We start from the raw sequence: 14,503 nt of genomic DNA, 5'->3' as shown, positions 1-14,503 counted from the left end.
CGGTGAAGATGGATTAACGGAACGACGCATGCGCATCGGCATCGACATCCGTTCGCTCGCCGCGGGGCGGCGAACCGGCGTGGAAGAATATACAATCGGGCTCTTGCAAGAGCTCTTTCGGATCGGGTCAGAGCATACCTACGTGCTCTTTTTCAATGCGTGGGGGAGGGGTGAACCGGACCTCTCCTGGGCGCAGCGTTTCCCTCATGTCACGATCAAACGTTTTCGGATTCCGAATAAGCTCCTCAATCTGTGCCTCTGGTATCTGAAGCGTCCGAGACTCGATCGGCTTATCGGCGGCGTGGATGTGTTCTTCATGCCCAATCTGAATTTCGCGGCCCTCTCGCGGGAGGTAAAGCTCATCGTCACGGCGCATGATTTGTCGTTTGAATTTTTCCCTGAGATGTTTGCGTGGAGACAGCGGCTCTGGCACTTTGCGGTCAATTTCCGATCGCTGCTTCGTCGAGCGGATGCGGTCATCGCAGTTTCTGCATCAACCAAGGACGACCTCGTGACTCGCTATGGGATTGCTGCTTCGAAGATCCATGTCATCCTGAGCGGCATCGATGCGCGTTTCGCACCCGCGGATCGCAATGATGTGTCACTCCTCGCGGTCCAAGAGAAGTACCAATTGCCCTACAAATTTATCCTCTATCTCGGCACCATCGAACCGCGGAAAAATCTCGGCGCGCTCCTGTCGGCCTTCGAGGCATTTCAGCGGGAGGCGGTCGGCGAGGAGATGTCGCGCTACGAACTTGTTCTCGCAGGCCGGCCCGGCTGGAAATACGAAGAGCTCTTTCAGGCGATCGACCAGTCACCGGTCCGGGACAAGATCCGGCTGATTGGATTTGTCGAGGATAGAGACAAGCCCGCCCTCTACAATCTCGCTAGCGTGTTCGTCTACCCGTCCTTCTATGAAGGGTTCGGGTTTCCTCCACTCGAAGCACTTGCTTGTGGCGTGCCAGTGATTCCTTCGCATTCGGCTTCTCTGCCGGAGGTCGTCGGGGAGGCCGGCGTACTCATCGATCCCTATCGTCCCGACGAGATTCTCCAGGCCTTCCGGGGCATTCTCGGCGACAAATCGTATCAGATGAAACTCCGCGAACGAGCTCTTGCCCGACGTTCAGACTTCACCTGGGGACGCGTGGGACGGACCTTTCTGGAGCTGCTCGTCGGACTCTAGCTACGAATGGTTACGGACAGCTTTCCTTGAAGGAGCGACTATTTTCCGCTATAATGAGGGAATCCTTTAGCCATTCTTTTGTTATGCCTTTCTCCTGGAACACCTTCTGGAAGCGTCTCACTGAGCGGTTTTTCGGTAATTTTACTCAGGATATCGGCATCGATCTCGGCACAGCCAACACGCTCGTCTACGTGCGAGGCCGGGGCATCGTCATCAATGAGCCGTCCGTCGTAGCGGTCAATCAGCGCACGGGGCAGATCCTCGCTATCGGTCGTGAGGCCAAGAAAATGGTCGGTAAGACTCCGGGGCACATCGTCGCGACGCGGCCCTTGGTGGATGGCGTTGTGTCTGATTTCGAGATCACCCAGCAGATGCTCCGCTTCTTCATCGGCAAGGTGACTGAGGGGAGCTTCAAGTTCCTGCGTCGCCCGCGAGTCTTGATCGGTATCCCGTCGGGTGTGACCGAGGTCGAGAAGCGCGCGGTCATCGAGGCTGCGATGAACGCGGGTGCTCGACAAGCCTTCCTTATCGACGAACCGATGGCAGCGGCGATCGGCGGACGACTTCCGGTTATCGATGCCGCTGGCAATATGGTCGTCGACATCGGTGGTGGGACGACCGAAGTGGCTGTCATTTCGCTCGGGGGGGTGGTCATCTCGCGCAGTCTGCGGATCGCGGGTGATGAGATGAATGAGGATATCATCCGTTTTTGTCGTGATGAGTTCAATCTGCTCGTCGGGGAGCGGACGGCTGAGGACGTAAAGATCGCGATCGGGAGTGCTTTTCCACTGAAAGAACGCCTGCAGTACTCGATCCGTGGCCGGGACCTGGTCTCGGGTTTACCGAAAGAAGTGGTCATCACTGATGAACATGTGCGTGAAGCACTGTCGCGTTCGATTCGCATCATCGTGAACAATATCAAGACGCTTATCGAGGAGACACCGCCCGAACTCATTTCTGATATTATGCAGCGCGGCATTTCGATCTCGGGTGGCGGCAGTCTCATCCGCGGACTGGACCGGCTCCTCGCGAGCCAGACAGGGATGCCCGTGAATCGAGTAGAAGATCCGCTGACGGCTGTGGTTCGCGGGACAGGGATCGTCCTCGATGATATGGATACACTCAAAGAGGTGCTCATTGAAGACGAACAAAATCGACCGCTAGGCTAGTGTGCCATGAATACCCAACACACATTTCTCCAGAGGAATAGTATTCGGGCGCTCATTGCGGCAGGGCTCGTTTGGGGGTGTGTGACATTTCTGCCGTCTGGATTCTTTGCCCCCGCCCAAGCCGTGCTCGCTCCAGTCGTGGCACCCTTTCAGGGATTTTTTTCATGGGTTGCATTCGAGACGAGTAATTTTTTCCAATTTTTTTCTTCGGTCAGCGGCCTGAAACAAGAAAACGAACGCCTGGCCCGTGAGAATCAGGTACTCGTCCATGAGGCGACACTCTTGTCCGAAGTGAGAGAAGAGAATCGGCGGCTACGCGAAGCCTTTCAGTTGCCTAAGACCGAAGCGGGGCAATCACTCTCGGCTGAAGTCATCAGCCGCGATACATCCGGGACTTCTTTTTCACTTACACTCAATCGGGGCAGTCTGGATGGAGTCCGGAGCGGGCTACCAGTGATTGTCGGTACCGGTCAGCTCGTTGGACGCGTTGCGGCAGTCCACTTGACGAGCTGTACGGTGTTTCTGCTCTCTCATCCCGAGAGCACGATCGCGGCCCGAATTGCAGGGACATCGATTCAAGGGGTGATCCGGGGCGATCATGGCCTCGGGCTTATCTTTGATATGGCACTTTCTGGGGAAAAATTGGAACCAGGTGCTCGGCTTGTGACATCGGGATTGGATGATGAATTGCCAAAAGAACTTTCCATTGGTGAGATCGGTGCGGTGCGGCCATCCGCTGATCGGCTTTTCCAGCAGGCCGTCGTCGTGACCCCAGCCGCCGAGAGTGATATCCGTTTCGTGACTATCGTCATTGTGCCAGCATCATGAGCTTCTTCTTTCAACGTTTTTTCATGCTCCTGTTGGCGGTCGTTCTCCAACACTCATTCCTCGATATCCTCTGGCCGAATCTCGAGACGCCGAGTATTCTCATCGCGGTTATCATTTCTTACGTATTTCTCCTGGGCTTCAAACGGAGTATCGGCTGGGTACTCCTCGTGGCGTGGCTGTCTCTCCTTATCGGTGAAGTCAGTGTCTTCCCGGTCTTTGCGGTCGGCATCGCGTATGGCGCCAGCTTTCTGTCGCGTCGTCTCCGGATCGAACATCGGGTCCAAAATGTCTTCGCCCTCTCGCTGGTCGCGGCGTTTTCCGCTAGTATCTATATGCTCTCCCTCACATTCCTCCAGGGAACCGGCCTCTCGCCCTGGCTTGTTCTCGGGAATGCGCTGGTGGCCCTCGCAGTTTTTCCGATCATCTTCGGTGTCTTCCGCTGGCATGAGGAACAGATCGAAACAAGCCTCATGTCTGAGTTCCGAGGGGTACGTTCTTAGCCTATGCTATTCAGATCACAACGCCAACAGCCTCCGTCCCTGAGCGAAATCGACGACGCGGTGTTGACACTGACCAAGCAGGAAGCAGCGCGTATTGAGTGGACGCTCGATCGTCGCCCAGTAGGGATATATTTTATCGCGGTTATGTTCGCACTCCTCTTGCTTGGCGGGCGTTTCGCTTACATGAATATCTGGAAGGGTGCATATTATGAACAATTGGCGCGGGACAATAGTTTGCGTTCCATCCTCTTGGCGGCCCCACGGGGTATCATTAGAGATCGTTTCGGTGAACCGCTCGTGAAGAATACTCCGAGCCTCGATAGCATCATCATCCCCACCGTGCTACCAGAAGACCCTACCGAGCGCCGGCGCGTCTTGGATGCAGCTGAACAATTGTTCCCTCTCGAGTCACCGGAGTGGCGTCTGTCGGTCGAGACGCGGGTGTTTGGGCCGAATGAAGCGGTACTCATCAAGGAAGACCTGACACAGGAAGAGGCGATCAGGTATTACAGCCAGGCGAATACTCTGCCCGGTATCGGCATTCAAAAATCAGCTCGGCGTGAGTATGTGAATGGGACGATCTTTTCTCACATTCTCGGGTACGAAGGGAAAATAAAAAAAGAAGAACTCGCGGAGCATCCCGAATACCTTTTCACGGACTCGATCGGGAAACAGGGAGTTGAGAAGGCATATGAGTCAACGCTTCGCGGTGTTCACGGGCGGGAAGTGGTGGAGGTCGATTCGCTCGGCCGGGTGAAGAAAGAGCTCGGCGTCATTCCGCCGAAGCCGGGTCAGGACATCACCCTCACGATCGACAAGGCGCTAACGGAGAAACTCTACACGACCATGGCTGATTGGTTCATGACCAACGGGCTGTCGGTGGGAGCAGCGATCGCGATCGACCCACGCTCCGGCGCGATCCGAGCTCTCGTTTCCTATCCGGGCTATGACAACAACCTCTTTTCGTGCGGCATTCAGAGCGATGAGTATGCGGCCTTGATCGAGAATCCAGCGATGCCACTTTTCAATCGGGCCATCGCGGGTGAATATCCACCGGGTTCAACCATCAAGCCAGTCATCGCAACGGCCGCGCTCGCAGAACATATCATCACGCCCGAGACGAGGATCGAAAGCCGGGGCGGTATCAGCGTGGGAAATTTTTTCTTCGGTGATTGGAAGGTACATGGATTTACCGATCTCCGCCGTGCGATCGCTGTCTCGAGTGATGTGTATTTTTATACTCTCGGTGGGGGCTATGGTGGTATCGGTGGGCTCGGGATGGAGCGGATGAAGCGCTATGAGCAGGTGTTCGGCTATGGGGCAGTCTCGGGCATCGATTTGCCAGGCGAAGCGAATGGCTTCCTCCCAGATCCAGACTGGAAAAAAGAGAAAATCGGTGAGCGTTGGTATATCGGCGATGATTATCATGCGGCTATCGGTCAGGGTTTCGTGACGGCTACGCCGCTCCAGATCGTAAATGCAATCGCCGCGATCGCCAATGGTGGCACGCTCTATGTCCCACATGTTCGCGATGGAATAGCGACGGCTTCGAAGCCCGTATCAGTCTCACCTGATATCCTGCAGGTCGTCCGAGAAGGGATGCGTGAGACGGTGACCGAAGGGACAGCACAGTCACTTCAGACGCTCTCCGTGGCCGCGGCGGGCAAGACGGGGACAGCACAGTACGGCACGGGAGACAAGACACACGGCTGGTTCGTATCTTTTGCACCATATGAGAATCCGGAGCTTGTAATGATCGTCCTCGTCGAGGGTCAGTCGAAAGACAGTACCTATCATGCGGTGCCGATTACGAAAGCCGTTTATGATTGGTATTTCTCCCGTGAAAAAAGGCCTTGATAGAGCCTCAAACATGGCAGTTGACAGGGGGAGTTGCGTATAGTAGCATGGGTGGCATCGTGCATGTGGCAGGATACAAATATTCATTTCATGACTATGTCGAGAATTTTCACGGAAGAAGGATTGAAGAAATTGCAATCAGAACTTGAGGACCGCAAGTCGCGTGTCCGGCAAGAGATCGCGCATTCGATCAAAGAGGCCAAGGAGCAGGGTGACTTGTCGGAAAATGCCGAGTACACCGAAGCCAAGCATCATCAGAATGAAAACGAGACGCGCATCGCGGAACTTGAGGCGCTCTTGAAGGAATCCGTCGTGGCCGCCCCGCACAAGAAATCATCGAAGGTCCAGGTTGGTTCGAAGCTTTCGGTGAAGCTCCATGGGAAGGAGATGGATTTTGAGATCGTCGGTGCGAACGAAGTCGACCCGGAGCATGGTAAGATTTCGAGTGAGTCGCCGCTTGGCCGCGAATTCATGGGCAAAGAGAAAGGCGAGACCATCACGGTCATGGCCCCGGCCGGGAATATCAAGTACGAAATCCTCGCCGTGAAATAATTCTCTTGGATGACTGCTCCCGCTCCGAAAGGGCGGGTTTTCCTTTTGTTCAGGCTTGCTTTGAGTCAAAGAAACCGATAGAGTGGACTATATGCCCGGCAGTGAAATCTCGACCAGGCTACACTTTGAGTTCGGAGGACAATAGACAATAACTTTCCCCGGCTTAACGATCTATTTATACATTTATTGATGTTTCTTCGCAGAAGAAATGTCGAGATTCTACTGACCGGGTATGCGCGAAGATATTCTCACCGCAAAACATGAAAAACTCGCGAAGATCGTCACCGCGCTCGGTTCGGCGTATCCGGAAAAAGCCCGTCGGACAGATACGAACCAGGCGGTCCTTGATCGTTTTGATGAGCTGAACGGCACGGCCACGCAGGTCTCGGTGGTCGGTCGGGTGCGCTCGCTTCGGACTATGGGCAAGATCGCGTTCTGTCACATCGAAGATGGGAGTGGAAAAATTCAAGGATTCTTTTCACAGGAATTACTTGCTCCAGTTGACGCACCACAAGACAATAGTAAGTTTGCTCTTTTTAAAGAAACGGTCGAGCTGGGTGACTTCATTTCGATGACTGGTACGGTGTTTCTGACGAAACAGAATGAGAAGAGCGTCCGGGTCGAAAGTTGGCAGATGTTGTCGAAGTCGCTCCTCCCGCTTCCGACGGAGTTCTACGGACTGAAAGATGAAGAGGCGCTGCTCCGGCAACGCTATCTTGACCTGGTGATGAATCCTGAGACGCGAGAGTTGTTTGTGAAGAAGAACACATTTTGGCAGACAGTCCGCACCTTTCTCGCGACCCGTGGTTTTCTCGAGGTACAGACACCGGTTTTGGAGCATGTACCAGGCGGGGCTGAGGCAGAGCCATTTGTCACGCATCACCATGCACTGGATCAGGATTTCTATCTGCGCATCTCGCTTGAACTGCCACTGAAGCGGCTCCTCGTCGGCGGCTATGAACGCGTGTTTGAAATCGGTCGCGTATTCCGGAACGAGGGCATTGATCGTGAACATCTTCAGGAATTCGATCATATCGAGTTCTACAGCGCCTATACTGATTTTGAGGCGGGCTGTGCCATGGTAGAGGAACTGTACCGTGAAATCGTCCGGGCGGTGGCGGGCGATAGTCTCACGACAACGCATGAGGGCGAGACACTCGATTGGTCGAAGCCGTTCCCGCGGATTGATTACTTCGAAGCCTTCAAGACTGAGACCGGTATTGATCTTTCGAGCGAAGTGACGGTCGAGATGCTGCGTGCCAAGGCAGACGAGCTCGGCATCAAGTATGAATCAGCAGCCGGTAAGGGTCGGCTCATCGATACGATTTACAAGAAAACCGTACGACAGAAATTGATCCAGCCCTGCATCCTGGTCGGTCATCCGGTCGAGGTGTCGCCCTTGGCTAAACTCGATCCGAAAAATTCAAAGAGAACGCTCCGGATGCAGCCGATCGCGGGACGCAGTGAGCTCGGCAACGGCTTCGCTGAATTGAACGACCCGATTGACCAGCGCGCGCGTTTCGAAGCGCAGATGAAGCTCCGTGAGGCCGGGGATGCCGAGGCACAGATGCTCGATGAGGATTTCCTCCAGGCGCTCGAGTACGGGATGCCACCGGCGTTTGGGTTTGGCATGAGTGAACGGCTCTTTGCCGTCCTCATGGACAAGGGCATACGCGAGACGGTCATCTTTCCACCGACTCGTCCCGCACCAAAGCAATCGGGAAAGACGACAGATGACCCGTTGTCCCAGGCAGGAACGAGATAAGAAATTCAGGGTGCAGTCTTATATTTTGGTGCTGAGATGAAGACGAAGGAGTAGCTCTATGAGTATCAATGCCGATGTGATCGCTCAGGTTGGTATACCCATCTTCGGATTCTCGGCGATGTTTCTCGTCGCCCGGAAGAATAAATGGGGGTTTGTGCTGGGTCTGCTCGCTCAGCCGTTCTGGTTTTTCACGGCTTACACGCATGACCAGTGGGGGATCTTCCTGAACTCTATCGTTTATTCGGCGATTTGGGTCTATGGGATCTACAAGTGGTTTTGGGGAGAAAAGGCGATAGACAAGCCTGAGGAAACACGCTAAATTGAGAGCTGTATATGGTCGCATCCCTGCCCGTAGTGCTACGCACAGGCTTTGCAGGCGGGGCTCAGGCTTGTCCCGTCACCTTTCGGCGGATGATTAGCTCAGTTGGTTAGAGCACAGCATTCACATTGCTGGGGTCACTGGTTCGAATCCAGTATCATCCACAAAAGGTGACGGGATAAAGGTTACCCGCCCGAACGTACCGCGTTCGGTACGGGCGGGGAGCACAGCATTCACATTGCAAGGGTCCCTGGTTCCCTGCCCGTCCGGCAGGCGGGGAATCCACCAGCGACCACAAAAAAATGAAGAACTTTGATTATATGCGAACTCACGGACCCTGGAAAATCAAAGAGAGTATTGAAAAGTACAAGAACAAGTGGATCGCTGTTACTGAACATCAGGTCATACGCCCCGATGGGAAAGATGGCATATTCGGAATTGTAGAAATGATAGCGGGTGTTTCTGTGTTGCCGATGGATTCCGACAGAACGGTATATCTGACCAAGGAGTTTCGTTTTGCAATCAACAGGGAAAGTATAGAATCGGTGAGTGGCGGTATCGACAAGAATGAAGATGTTCTCACTGCTGCCAAACGCGAGCTGCAAGAAGAACTGGGCATTACAGCTTCTGAATGGGTTCCTTTGGGCAGTGTTGATCCCTTCACATCGGTTGTTAATTGTCCCTCTGCTCTTTTTCTCGCACGAGAACTGGTTGTAGGGGGAAGTGCTTTACCAGAAGGTACGGAACAGATAGAGTTAATAAAGATGCCATTTCAAGAAGTTTTGAATATGGTTATGACTGGAGCAATCACGCATGGCCCAACATGCGTTCTTATTTTGAAAGCGAACGAATATCTGAAGAATGAGAAAAGCAAATGAGTAATATGAGATCCTTCCTGTTTTTTGTGAAAACGGTACACTGAAGGCTGTTAGGTGAGAATCTCTTATACCTAAGAAAGCTAACGAAGATTAAAGCTAATAAGCTAGCAGGCTACCCATATGCTTGATATCGCATTTATCCGGGACAATGAGGCGGCCATTCGTACAGCGATCACGAACAAGAATTTGTCGCTCGACCTTGATGCACTCTTGGCTAAACATGACGATTATACTTCGATCATCCAGGAAGTGGAGGGGCTGCGTTCGCTCAAAAATGATCTTAATGAATTGATTCAGAAGGCTGCTGGCGATACGGAGAAAGCCGAAATCATCGCCAATGGGAAAGAGATCAAAGTGAGGCTTGAGGAAAAGGATGTGTCTTACCGTCGTACCAAGGACGAGTTTCGTAAGTTGATGGCCATGGTGCCAAATATCGTCTCACCGGATACACCGGTTGGGAAAAGCGATGCCGAAAATAAGGAGGTTTATGTTTCCGGTGAAAAGCCAGTGTTTGATTTTACGCCGAAAACACATATCGAGCTTGGCCGCGACCTTGATATCCTCGATCTCGAGCGTGGGGCGAAAGTCGGCGGTTACCGTGGCTACTATGTGAAGAATGAAGGGGTCCCCCTCGTCATGGGACTCATGATGTATGCGCTTCAGAAGCTCGCGGCCAAAGGCTATCAGCCGATGATCCCGCCAACCCTCGTAAAGGGCTTTCCGCTCTTCGGTTCCGGCTATTTCAAAGGGCTCGAATATGACGGGTCGGTGGATGAGGTATACGAAATCGCTTCGACTGACAAGGAAAGCGATGGCCGCGTTTCCAAAGAACAGAAGTTCCTCGTCGGGACGGCGGAACCGTCGCTCCTCGCGTATTATAGTGGTGAGGTGCTCGATGGAGCGGTCTTGCCGCTGCGTCTTGCCGGGTTCAGCCAGTGCTATCGGAGCGAGATCGGCTCGTATGGCAAGGATACGAAAGGTATGTATCGTGTCCATGAATTCATGAAGGTCGAGCAGGTCGTGATCGCACCAGCGGATATCGATCTCTCGGATGCCCTGCAGGAAGAGATGATTGGCCTATCGCAGGAGATGCACGAAGAGCTCGGGCTCCCGTATCGCAAGATTCAGATCTGCACGGGCGACATGAGCGCCGGTAAGTATCGCGCCTTCGATCTCGAGGCGTGGATGCCGGGCATGAACCGCTACGGAGAAACCGGTTCAGCCTCGAATTTTCTCGATTGGCAGGCGCGTCGGCTCAATGTGAAGTACAACGACGCAAAGACCGGCGAGAAGCGGTTCGTCTATATGCTGAACAACACAGCACTACCGACTCCGCGTATCCTTATCGCTATCCTCGAGAATCATCAGGATGTCGATGGTAATGTCCGCGTTCCGAAAGTGCTGCAGCCATTCGTCGGGACGGATATAATTCGGAAAAAAGTGGCGTAGCATTGACCGAAGGGGTGGTTTTGGTACAATGCTTGTGTTTTGGATGAACATGTTCGGGTGCGTACCCACCCGAACGTACCCCGCCAGAATGACAGTAGTCTGTCGGGCTAGCGTTCGGTACGGGCGGGGCTCAGTCGGTAAAGTTGTATGTATACTGTCTATGTCCTCCAAGATAGTCTAGGAAAGCTTTATAAAGGCATGACAAATGACCTTTCAAGGCGCCTTGCGGAACATACAGCAGGCGGTACTAAAACCACGCGTTTCATGAGTGGACTGCGTGTAGTATACTCCGAAGAGCTGTCAGATAGACTATCAGCGAGAAAAAGAGAAAAGTATCTAAAATCGGCAGCTGGGAGAAAGTTCTTAAAAAATGTTCTAAACATGGGTGCGTAGCTCAGTCGGTAGAGCAGTGGCCTTTTAAGCCAACGGTCGAGGGTTCGATCCCCCCCGCACCCACCAAATTTATTCATCGCTCCCGCCTCAGGCAGTAGGCCTGCCAACTGGCGGGCTTGTATGCCAACGGTCGAGAGCTCGATCTCTCACCTAGTAATGTATGTCTACACGCATCACGACTTTTATTTTCGACTGCTTCGGTGTCGTATGCAGTCCCGTACTCAATACTTGGTACAGAGAGCACAGCACAAAGTACGATTTTATAGATGAGAATTTACAAGAGACTTTCAAGCAGTTTGATCTCGGTTTTTTATCTGAAGATGATATGCTTGATTACTTCTTACAGTACCCAAATATAATTTCAGACAAAGCACAACTTCGCCGAGAAATTGACAGCTACCTCACAATAGATAAGGACCTCGTAGAAATAATCAAAAAGTTAAAGCGGGATGGTTCCAAGACTATTCTTCTCTCTAACGCTAACAACGCTTTCTTTGAAAGAAAAGTCTATACCCAGTACCCTGAATTTAAAAGTCTTTTTACAGAGGTAATAATCTCTTCGGCGGTGGGGATGGTCAAGCCTGATTCAGAAATATATTTACACGCCCTTGATCTTGCGAAGTCGAAACCAGAAGAATCGTTGTTTATTGATGACAGTGAACCCAATGTAGACGCCGCGATTGCACTCGGTATAAAAGGCTTCGTTTATAGCGATTGCGCCTCGTTTGCAGACTACCTTTCCGGTATTACCATTGACACGGATGCTCAATGTAAGCCCTAGTCTCGTACCATAAGTTTAGCCAGTGAATTATATACTATGCGAAAAAAGGTGATTATCTTTGATATGGATGGGGTGTTGTTTGACACTATTCCATATGCAGAGGAAACTTTTCTAGGGGGTCATCTCGGTGTGACGAGCGAAATGTATAAGGAATTGCATAGTGGCAATTTTCACGAAGAGATAAAAAAATACTCGCACCTCAAGAAAGAGGAAACTGAGGAAGAAGTGGTACGCCGCAATCTTGCGTATGCTGAGAAGAAAAAAGAAGCCCCGTTGTTTGAAGGAATAGACAACTTTCTAAAGGCTTTGCATAGCGCGGGTTATCTGCTCGTGCTCAATACAAACGCGTTCGAAAGAAATTGTTTGCCCCTGCTCGAACGCGCCGGCATAAGATCGCTGTTCGATTTCATCCCTACCGCAGAGATATCGAAGGATAAGGTGGAAAAGTTCAACCTAATAGGTGAAAAATATGACATCAATATGGGGGATGCTCTGTTTGTGACGGATGCACTAGGAGATGTAAGAGATGCAGACACTGCCGGGGTGCCTACAGTAGCCGTTACGTGGGGAGTCCATGACAAAACTTTTTTTGAGCGCGAAAAACATGACAATCTCATAGGAATCGTAGACACGGTAGAAGAATTGCGTAATTATATCGAAAGGGGTTAATTTTCTAATAAGGCGTTTTGGCTTTGTCCCAAGATTCGGCACGCAACTGTATGAATATTGACGAACGCTTAGAAATAATCGAAAAAAGAAATGCTCGTGTAGAAGCTGAAAAGGCGTGGGAAACGAGCCTATGTAGGATTGCAAGTATTATGCTGGTGACATATGTGATCGCATATGGAGCGTTCATAGTCATCGGCAATGAAAACCCTCTACGAAATGCTCTTATCCCAGTGATCGGCTATTTTCTTTCCACTCAATCTCTCCCTTTACTAAAAAAATGGTGGATGGAAAGCTATTACAAAAAATAAGCTCCTACATTGTCCCAGAGCCTTACTCAATCAGATCTCGGATAGGTCGCCTGTAGGGCGGCTTTTCTGTCTTTTGCGCCATGGTATAATGGGGGCGAATCAATATTTTTGTTATGCTCAAAAAAGCACTCCGTTTCGGTGCCCTTTCGGTTACGCTCATCTCTCTTTCTGGTTGCAGTCTCACTCCGCCCACGATTGGTAATGTGGACCGAGGGGAAACGACGGCTTTCGATACGGCAGCTTTGCCGGGGAGTGTGTGGCGATCGGATGATGGTGGCAAGACATTCGCACCCAAGACCTTTGTCGATGAAAAACGTAAGTTCACCAAGGCGGATGTGTTGGCTATCTCATTCTTGCAGCGCGATGATGCTCAGGCTAAAGCCCAAGAGCTCCGTCGTACGCCCGATGTCTATGTTGGGACCGCAGAGGACATGATTTTCAAAACCGAAGACGGCGCCGAAGTGTGGCAGCCGGTGAATTTCCCGCCGCAGAAAGTGTACAGTTTTATCGCTTCGCATCGGAGCGTCGACCGGATGTATGCGACCGGTGTCGCTGGGGAACGCGGCAAGATTTTCCGGACAACGGATGGTGGGACGACCTGGCAGGACGTGTATAGCGAACCAGGCACAGGGTCATCACTCCCGGCTCTGGCCGAGCACCCGATGGATGTGAATCTCCTCTTTGCTGGGACAAGTACGGGAACTGTCGTGAAGAGCTCAGATGGCGGGGATACTTGGAAGAATGTCGGCACCAAGGTGAGTGGCCCGGTCACCGCGATCGCGTTCGATGCCAAGGACCGCAATGTCATGTACCTCCTGGCGTTCAATGCAAAGGTCTATGTCTCGCTCGATATGGGCGAAACCTGGGACGATTGGGAGAAGGCCCGGCAAGAGGAGCGCAAGAAGAATCCGAATACCGCGGGGACGAACGCCGTGGCTATCCAGGGGTTTGCCTCGCTGGCGGCCGATCCAAATATCTCGGGGACTGTCTATGCCGGGACCAAGAATGGGCTGTACCGGAGCCGGGATTTCGGCAAGAACTGGGAGAAGATGAATATCATCGAAAGCGCCGAAAAATTCCAGCTGCGTTCCTTTGCCATCAATCCGAAGAACTCCAATGAGATCGTCTTTGTTGCGGGCCGGGCGCTGTACAAGTCTCAAAATGGCGGGGAGACTTGGTCCGTGAATATGCTCAATGTCGACCGCGAAGTCTCGGTCATCACCTATGATCCCGTGTATCCGGAAGTGCTCTATCTCGGTCTCCGTAAGATCAAATAATTATCATCCCTATGGTGAAAGATATCATCGATAGTCAGCAGACAGCGTTTGAGAAAGCTCTCAGTCACTTCACCGAAGAGGCAGGGACGCTTCGAACCGGTCGGGCTAATCCGGGGATCGTCGAAAATCTCCTCGTTGAGTATTATAATGCGCGGACGCCGCTCGTACAGATCGCAAGCATTTCGATTCCTGAACCGCGGCAGATTGTCATCTCACCCTGGGACAAGGGGGCGCTTACCCAAGTTGAGGCGGCCATTCGTGAATCCGACCTTGGTCTGAACCCGGTGAACGATGGTTCCGTTATTCGGATCACACTACCGGCTTTGACCGAGGAACGGCGTCGGGAGTTGGTCAAGACGCTCAATAGCCGGGCTGAGGAAGCCCGCATCTCGATCCGCAATGCTCGCGAAGAAGCCTGGAAAGAGATTCAGGAGGCCGAAAAGGGAGGGACGATCAGTGAAGATGAGAAGTTTCGTGGTAAAGATGATCTTCAGAAGGTCATCGATGGGTTCAATGAAAAGCTGGAAGCCGTGCGCGAGAGAAAAGAAGGAGAGATCATGACCGTGTAGAGAGTC

The 14,503-nt window shown here is 52.2% G+C and carries 16 protein-coding genes and 2 tRNA genes; all 18 read left to right on the top strand.

Annotated elements, in window-relative coordinates; genetic code table 11:
- Window positions 1–28: 28 nt before the first annotated feature.
- The 18 genes from IPJ68_03045 (at window position 29) to frr (ending at window position 14,497) form a co-directional block, all read left to right on the top strand.
- Complete coding sequence (locus IPJ68_03045; protein QQR79225.1) at window positions 29–1,183, top strand: glycosyltransferase family 4 protein; 1,155 nt, start codon at window positions 29–31, stop codon at window positions 1,181–1,183.
- Between the two features lie 83 nt (window positions 1,184–1,266).
- Window positions 1,267–2,352: a rod shape-determining protein gene (locus tag IPJ68_03040; protein QQR79224.1), complete on the top strand. Its 1,086-nt coding sequence runs from the start codon at window positions 1,267–1,269 to the stop codon at window positions 2,350–2,352.
- A gap of 6 nt (window positions 2,353–2,358) precedes the next feature.
- On the top strand, window positions 2,359–3,180 hold the full coding sequence (mreC, locus tag IPJ68_03035; GenBank protein QQR79223.1) for a rod shape-determining protein MreC: 822 nt from the start codon (window positions 2,359–2,361) through the stop codon (window positions 3,178–3,180).
- Window positions 3,177–3,680, top strand: a complete 504-nt coding sequence (locus IPJ68_03030) for a hypothetical protein (GenBank protein ID QQR79222.1) — start codon at window positions 3,177–3,179, stop codon at window positions 3,678–3,680. Before mreC ends, IPJ68_03030 begins: the two co-directional genes overlap by 4 nt.
- Window positions 3,681–3,683: 3 nt before the next feature.
- On the top strand, window positions 3,684–5,537 hold the full coding sequence (gene mrdA, locus IPJ68_03025; protein QQR79221.1) for a penicillin-binding protein 2: 1,854 nt from the start codon (window positions 3,684–3,686) through the stop codon (window positions 5,535–5,537).
- A gap of 90 nt (window positions 5,538–5,627) precedes the next feature.
- Window positions 5,628–6,089: a transcription elongation factor GreA gene (gene greA / locus IPJ68_03020; protein ID QQR79220.1), complete on the top strand. Its 462-nt coding sequence runs from the start codon at window positions 5,628–5,630 to the stop codon at window positions 6,087–6,089.
- Between the two features lie 232 nt (window positions 6,090–6,321).
- A complete protein-coding gene (gene lysS, locus IPJ68_03015; GenBank protein ID QQR79219.1) occupies window positions 6,322–7,854 on the top strand; it encodes a lysine--tRNA ligase in 1,533 nt (510 codons plus the stop codon).
- 58 nt (window positions 7,855–7,912) lie between these two features.
- Entirely contained in the window at window positions 7,913–8,173 is a 261-nt protein-coding gene (locus tag IPJ68_03010) for a nicotinamide mononucleotide transporter (GenBank protein QQR79218.1), read from the top strand.
- A gap of 90 nt (window positions 8,174–8,263) precedes the next feature.
- Window positions 8,264–8,337 (top strand) — tRNA-Val (locus tag IPJ68_03005).
- 138 nt (window positions 8,338–8,475) lie between these two features.
- Window positions 8,476–9,051, top strand: a complete 576-nt coding sequence (locus IPJ68_03000; protein QQR79217.1) for an NUDIX hydrolase — start codon at window positions 8,476–8,478, stop codon at window positions 9,049–9,051.
- A 120-nt stretch (window positions 9,052–9,171) separates the two neighbouring features.
- A complete protein-coding gene (gene serS / locus IPJ68_02995) occupies window positions 9,172–10,500 on the top strand; it encodes a serine--tRNA ligase (GenBank protein QQR79216.1) in 1,329 nt (442 codons plus the stop codon).
- A 147-nt stretch (window positions 10,501–10,647) separates the two neighbouring features.
- Window positions 10,648–10,893: a GIY-YIG nuclease family protein gene (locus tag IPJ68_02990; GenBank protein ID QQR79215.1), complete on the top strand. Its 246-nt coding sequence runs from the start codon at window positions 10,648–10,650 to the stop codon at window positions 10,891–10,893.
- A tRNA-Lys gene (locus tag IPJ68_02985) sits at window positions 10,884–10,959 on the top strand. Before IPJ68_02990 ends, IPJ68_02985 begins: the two co-directional genes overlap by 10 nt.
- Window positions 10,960–11,053: 94 nt before the next feature.
- Window positions 11,054–11,674, top strand: coding sequence for an HAD family phosphatase (locus tag IPJ68_02980; protein QQR79214.1), 621 nt, complete (start codon window positions 11,054–11,056; stop codon window positions 11,672–11,674).
- Between the two features lie 36 nt (window positions 11,675–11,710).
- Entirely contained in the window at window positions 11,711–12,343 is a 633-nt protein-coding gene (locus IPJ68_02975) for an HAD family hydrolase (GenBank protein ID QQR79213.1), read from the top strand.
- Window positions 12,344–12,393: 50 nt separating this feature from the next.
- The gene (locus IPJ68_02970; protein QQR79212.1) at window positions 12,394–12,651 is read left to right on the top strand and encodes a hypothetical protein; all 258 of its coding nucleotides are present in this window, start codon (window positions 12,394–12,396) and stop codon (window positions 12,649–12,651) included.
- A 113-nt stretch (window positions 12,652–12,764) separates the two neighbouring features.
- On the top strand, window positions 12,765–13,928 hold the full coding sequence (locus IPJ68_02965) for a hypothetical protein (GenBank protein ID QQR79211.1): 1,164 nt from the start codon (window positions 12,765–12,767) through the stop codon (window positions 13,926–13,928).
- Between the two features lie 11 nt (window positions 13,929–13,939).
- Window positions 13,940–14,497: a ribosome recycling factor gene (frr, locus tag IPJ68_02960; GenBank protein QQR79210.1), complete on the top strand. Its 558-nt coding sequence runs from the start codon at window positions 13,940–13,942 to the stop codon at window positions 14,495–14,497.
- The last annotated feature ends 6 nt before the right edge of the window (window positions 14,498–14,503 follow it).

This window comes from Candidatus Moraniibacteriota bacterium (assembly GCA_016699425.1).
In the GTDB taxonomy this organism is placed as follows: domain Bacteria; phylum Patescibacteriota; class Minisyncoccia; order Moranbacterales; family UBA1568; genus SSEF01.
The sequence above is the reverse complement of the archived record's forward strand: the minus strand, read 5'-3'. Positions and strand labels throughout refer to the sequence as shown.

What these genes read in the sequence shown, in the direction of transcription:
- IPJ68_03045 (QQR79225.1), top strand. Translation starts at nt 29, where the DNA reads ATGCGCATCGGCATCGACATCCGTTCGCTCGCCGCGGGGCGGCGAACC.
- IPJ68_02980 (QQR79214.1), top strand. Translation starts at nt 11,054, where the DNA reads ATGTCTACACGCATCACGACTTTTATTTTCGACTGCTTCGGTGTCGTA.
- serS (QQR79216.1), top strand. Translation starts at nt 9,172, where the DNA reads ATGCTTGATATCGCATTTATCCGGGACAATGAGGCGGCCATTCGTACA.
- mrdA (QQR79221.1), top strand. Translation starts at nt 3,684, where the DNA reads ATGCTATTCAGATCACAACGCCAACAGCCTCCGTCCCTGAGCGAAATC.
- frr (QQR79210.1), top strand. Translation starts at nt 13,940, where the DNA reads ATGGTGAAAGATATCATCGATAGTCAGCAGACAGCGTTTGAGAAAGCT.
- greA (QQR79220.1), top strand. Translation starts at nt 5,628, where the DNA reads ATGACTATGTCGAGAATTTTCACGGAAGAAGGATTGAAGAAATTGCAA.
- IPJ68_02990 (QQR79215.1), top strand. Translation starts at nt 10,648, where the DNA reads ATGTATACTGTCTATGTCCTCCAAGATAGTCTAGGAAAGCTTTATAAA.
- lysS (QQR79219.1), top strand. Translation starts at nt 6,322, where the DNA reads ATGCGCGAAGATATTCTCACCGCAAAACATGAAAAACTCGCGAAGATC.
- IPJ68_02970 (QQR79212.1), top strand. Translation starts at nt 12,394, where the DNA reads ATGAATATTGACGAACGCTTAGAAATAATCGAAAAAAGAAATGCTCGT.
- IPJ68_03040 (QQR79224.1), top strand. Translation starts at nt 1,267, where the DNA reads ATGCCTTTCTCCTGGAACACCTTCTGGAAGCGTCTCACTGAGCGGTTT.
- mreC (QQR79223.1), top strand. Translation starts at nt 2,359, where the DNA reads ATGAATACCCAACACACATTTCTCCAGAGGAATAGTATTCGGGCGCTC.
- IPJ68_02965 (QQR79211.1), top strand. Translation starts at nt 12,765, where the DNA reads ATGCTCAAAAAAGCACTCCGTTTCGGTGCCCTTTCGGTTACGCTCATC.
- IPJ68_03010 (QQR79218.1), top strand. Translation starts at nt 7,913, where the DNA reads ATGAGTATCAATGCCGATGTGATCGCTCAGGTTGGTATACCCATCTTC.
- IPJ68_02975 (QQR79213.1), top strand. Translation starts at nt 11,711, where the DNA reads ATGCGAAAAAAGGTGATTATCTTTGATATGGATGGGGTGTTGTTTGAC.
- IPJ68_03000 (QQR79217.1), top strand. Translation starts at nt 8,476, where the DNA reads ATGAAGAACTTTGATTATATGCGAACTCACGGACCCTGGAAAATCAAA.
- IPJ68_03030 (QQR79222.1), top strand. Translation starts at nt 3,177, where the DNA reads ATGAGCTTCTTCTTTCAACGTTTTTTCATGCTCCTGTTGGCGGTCGTT.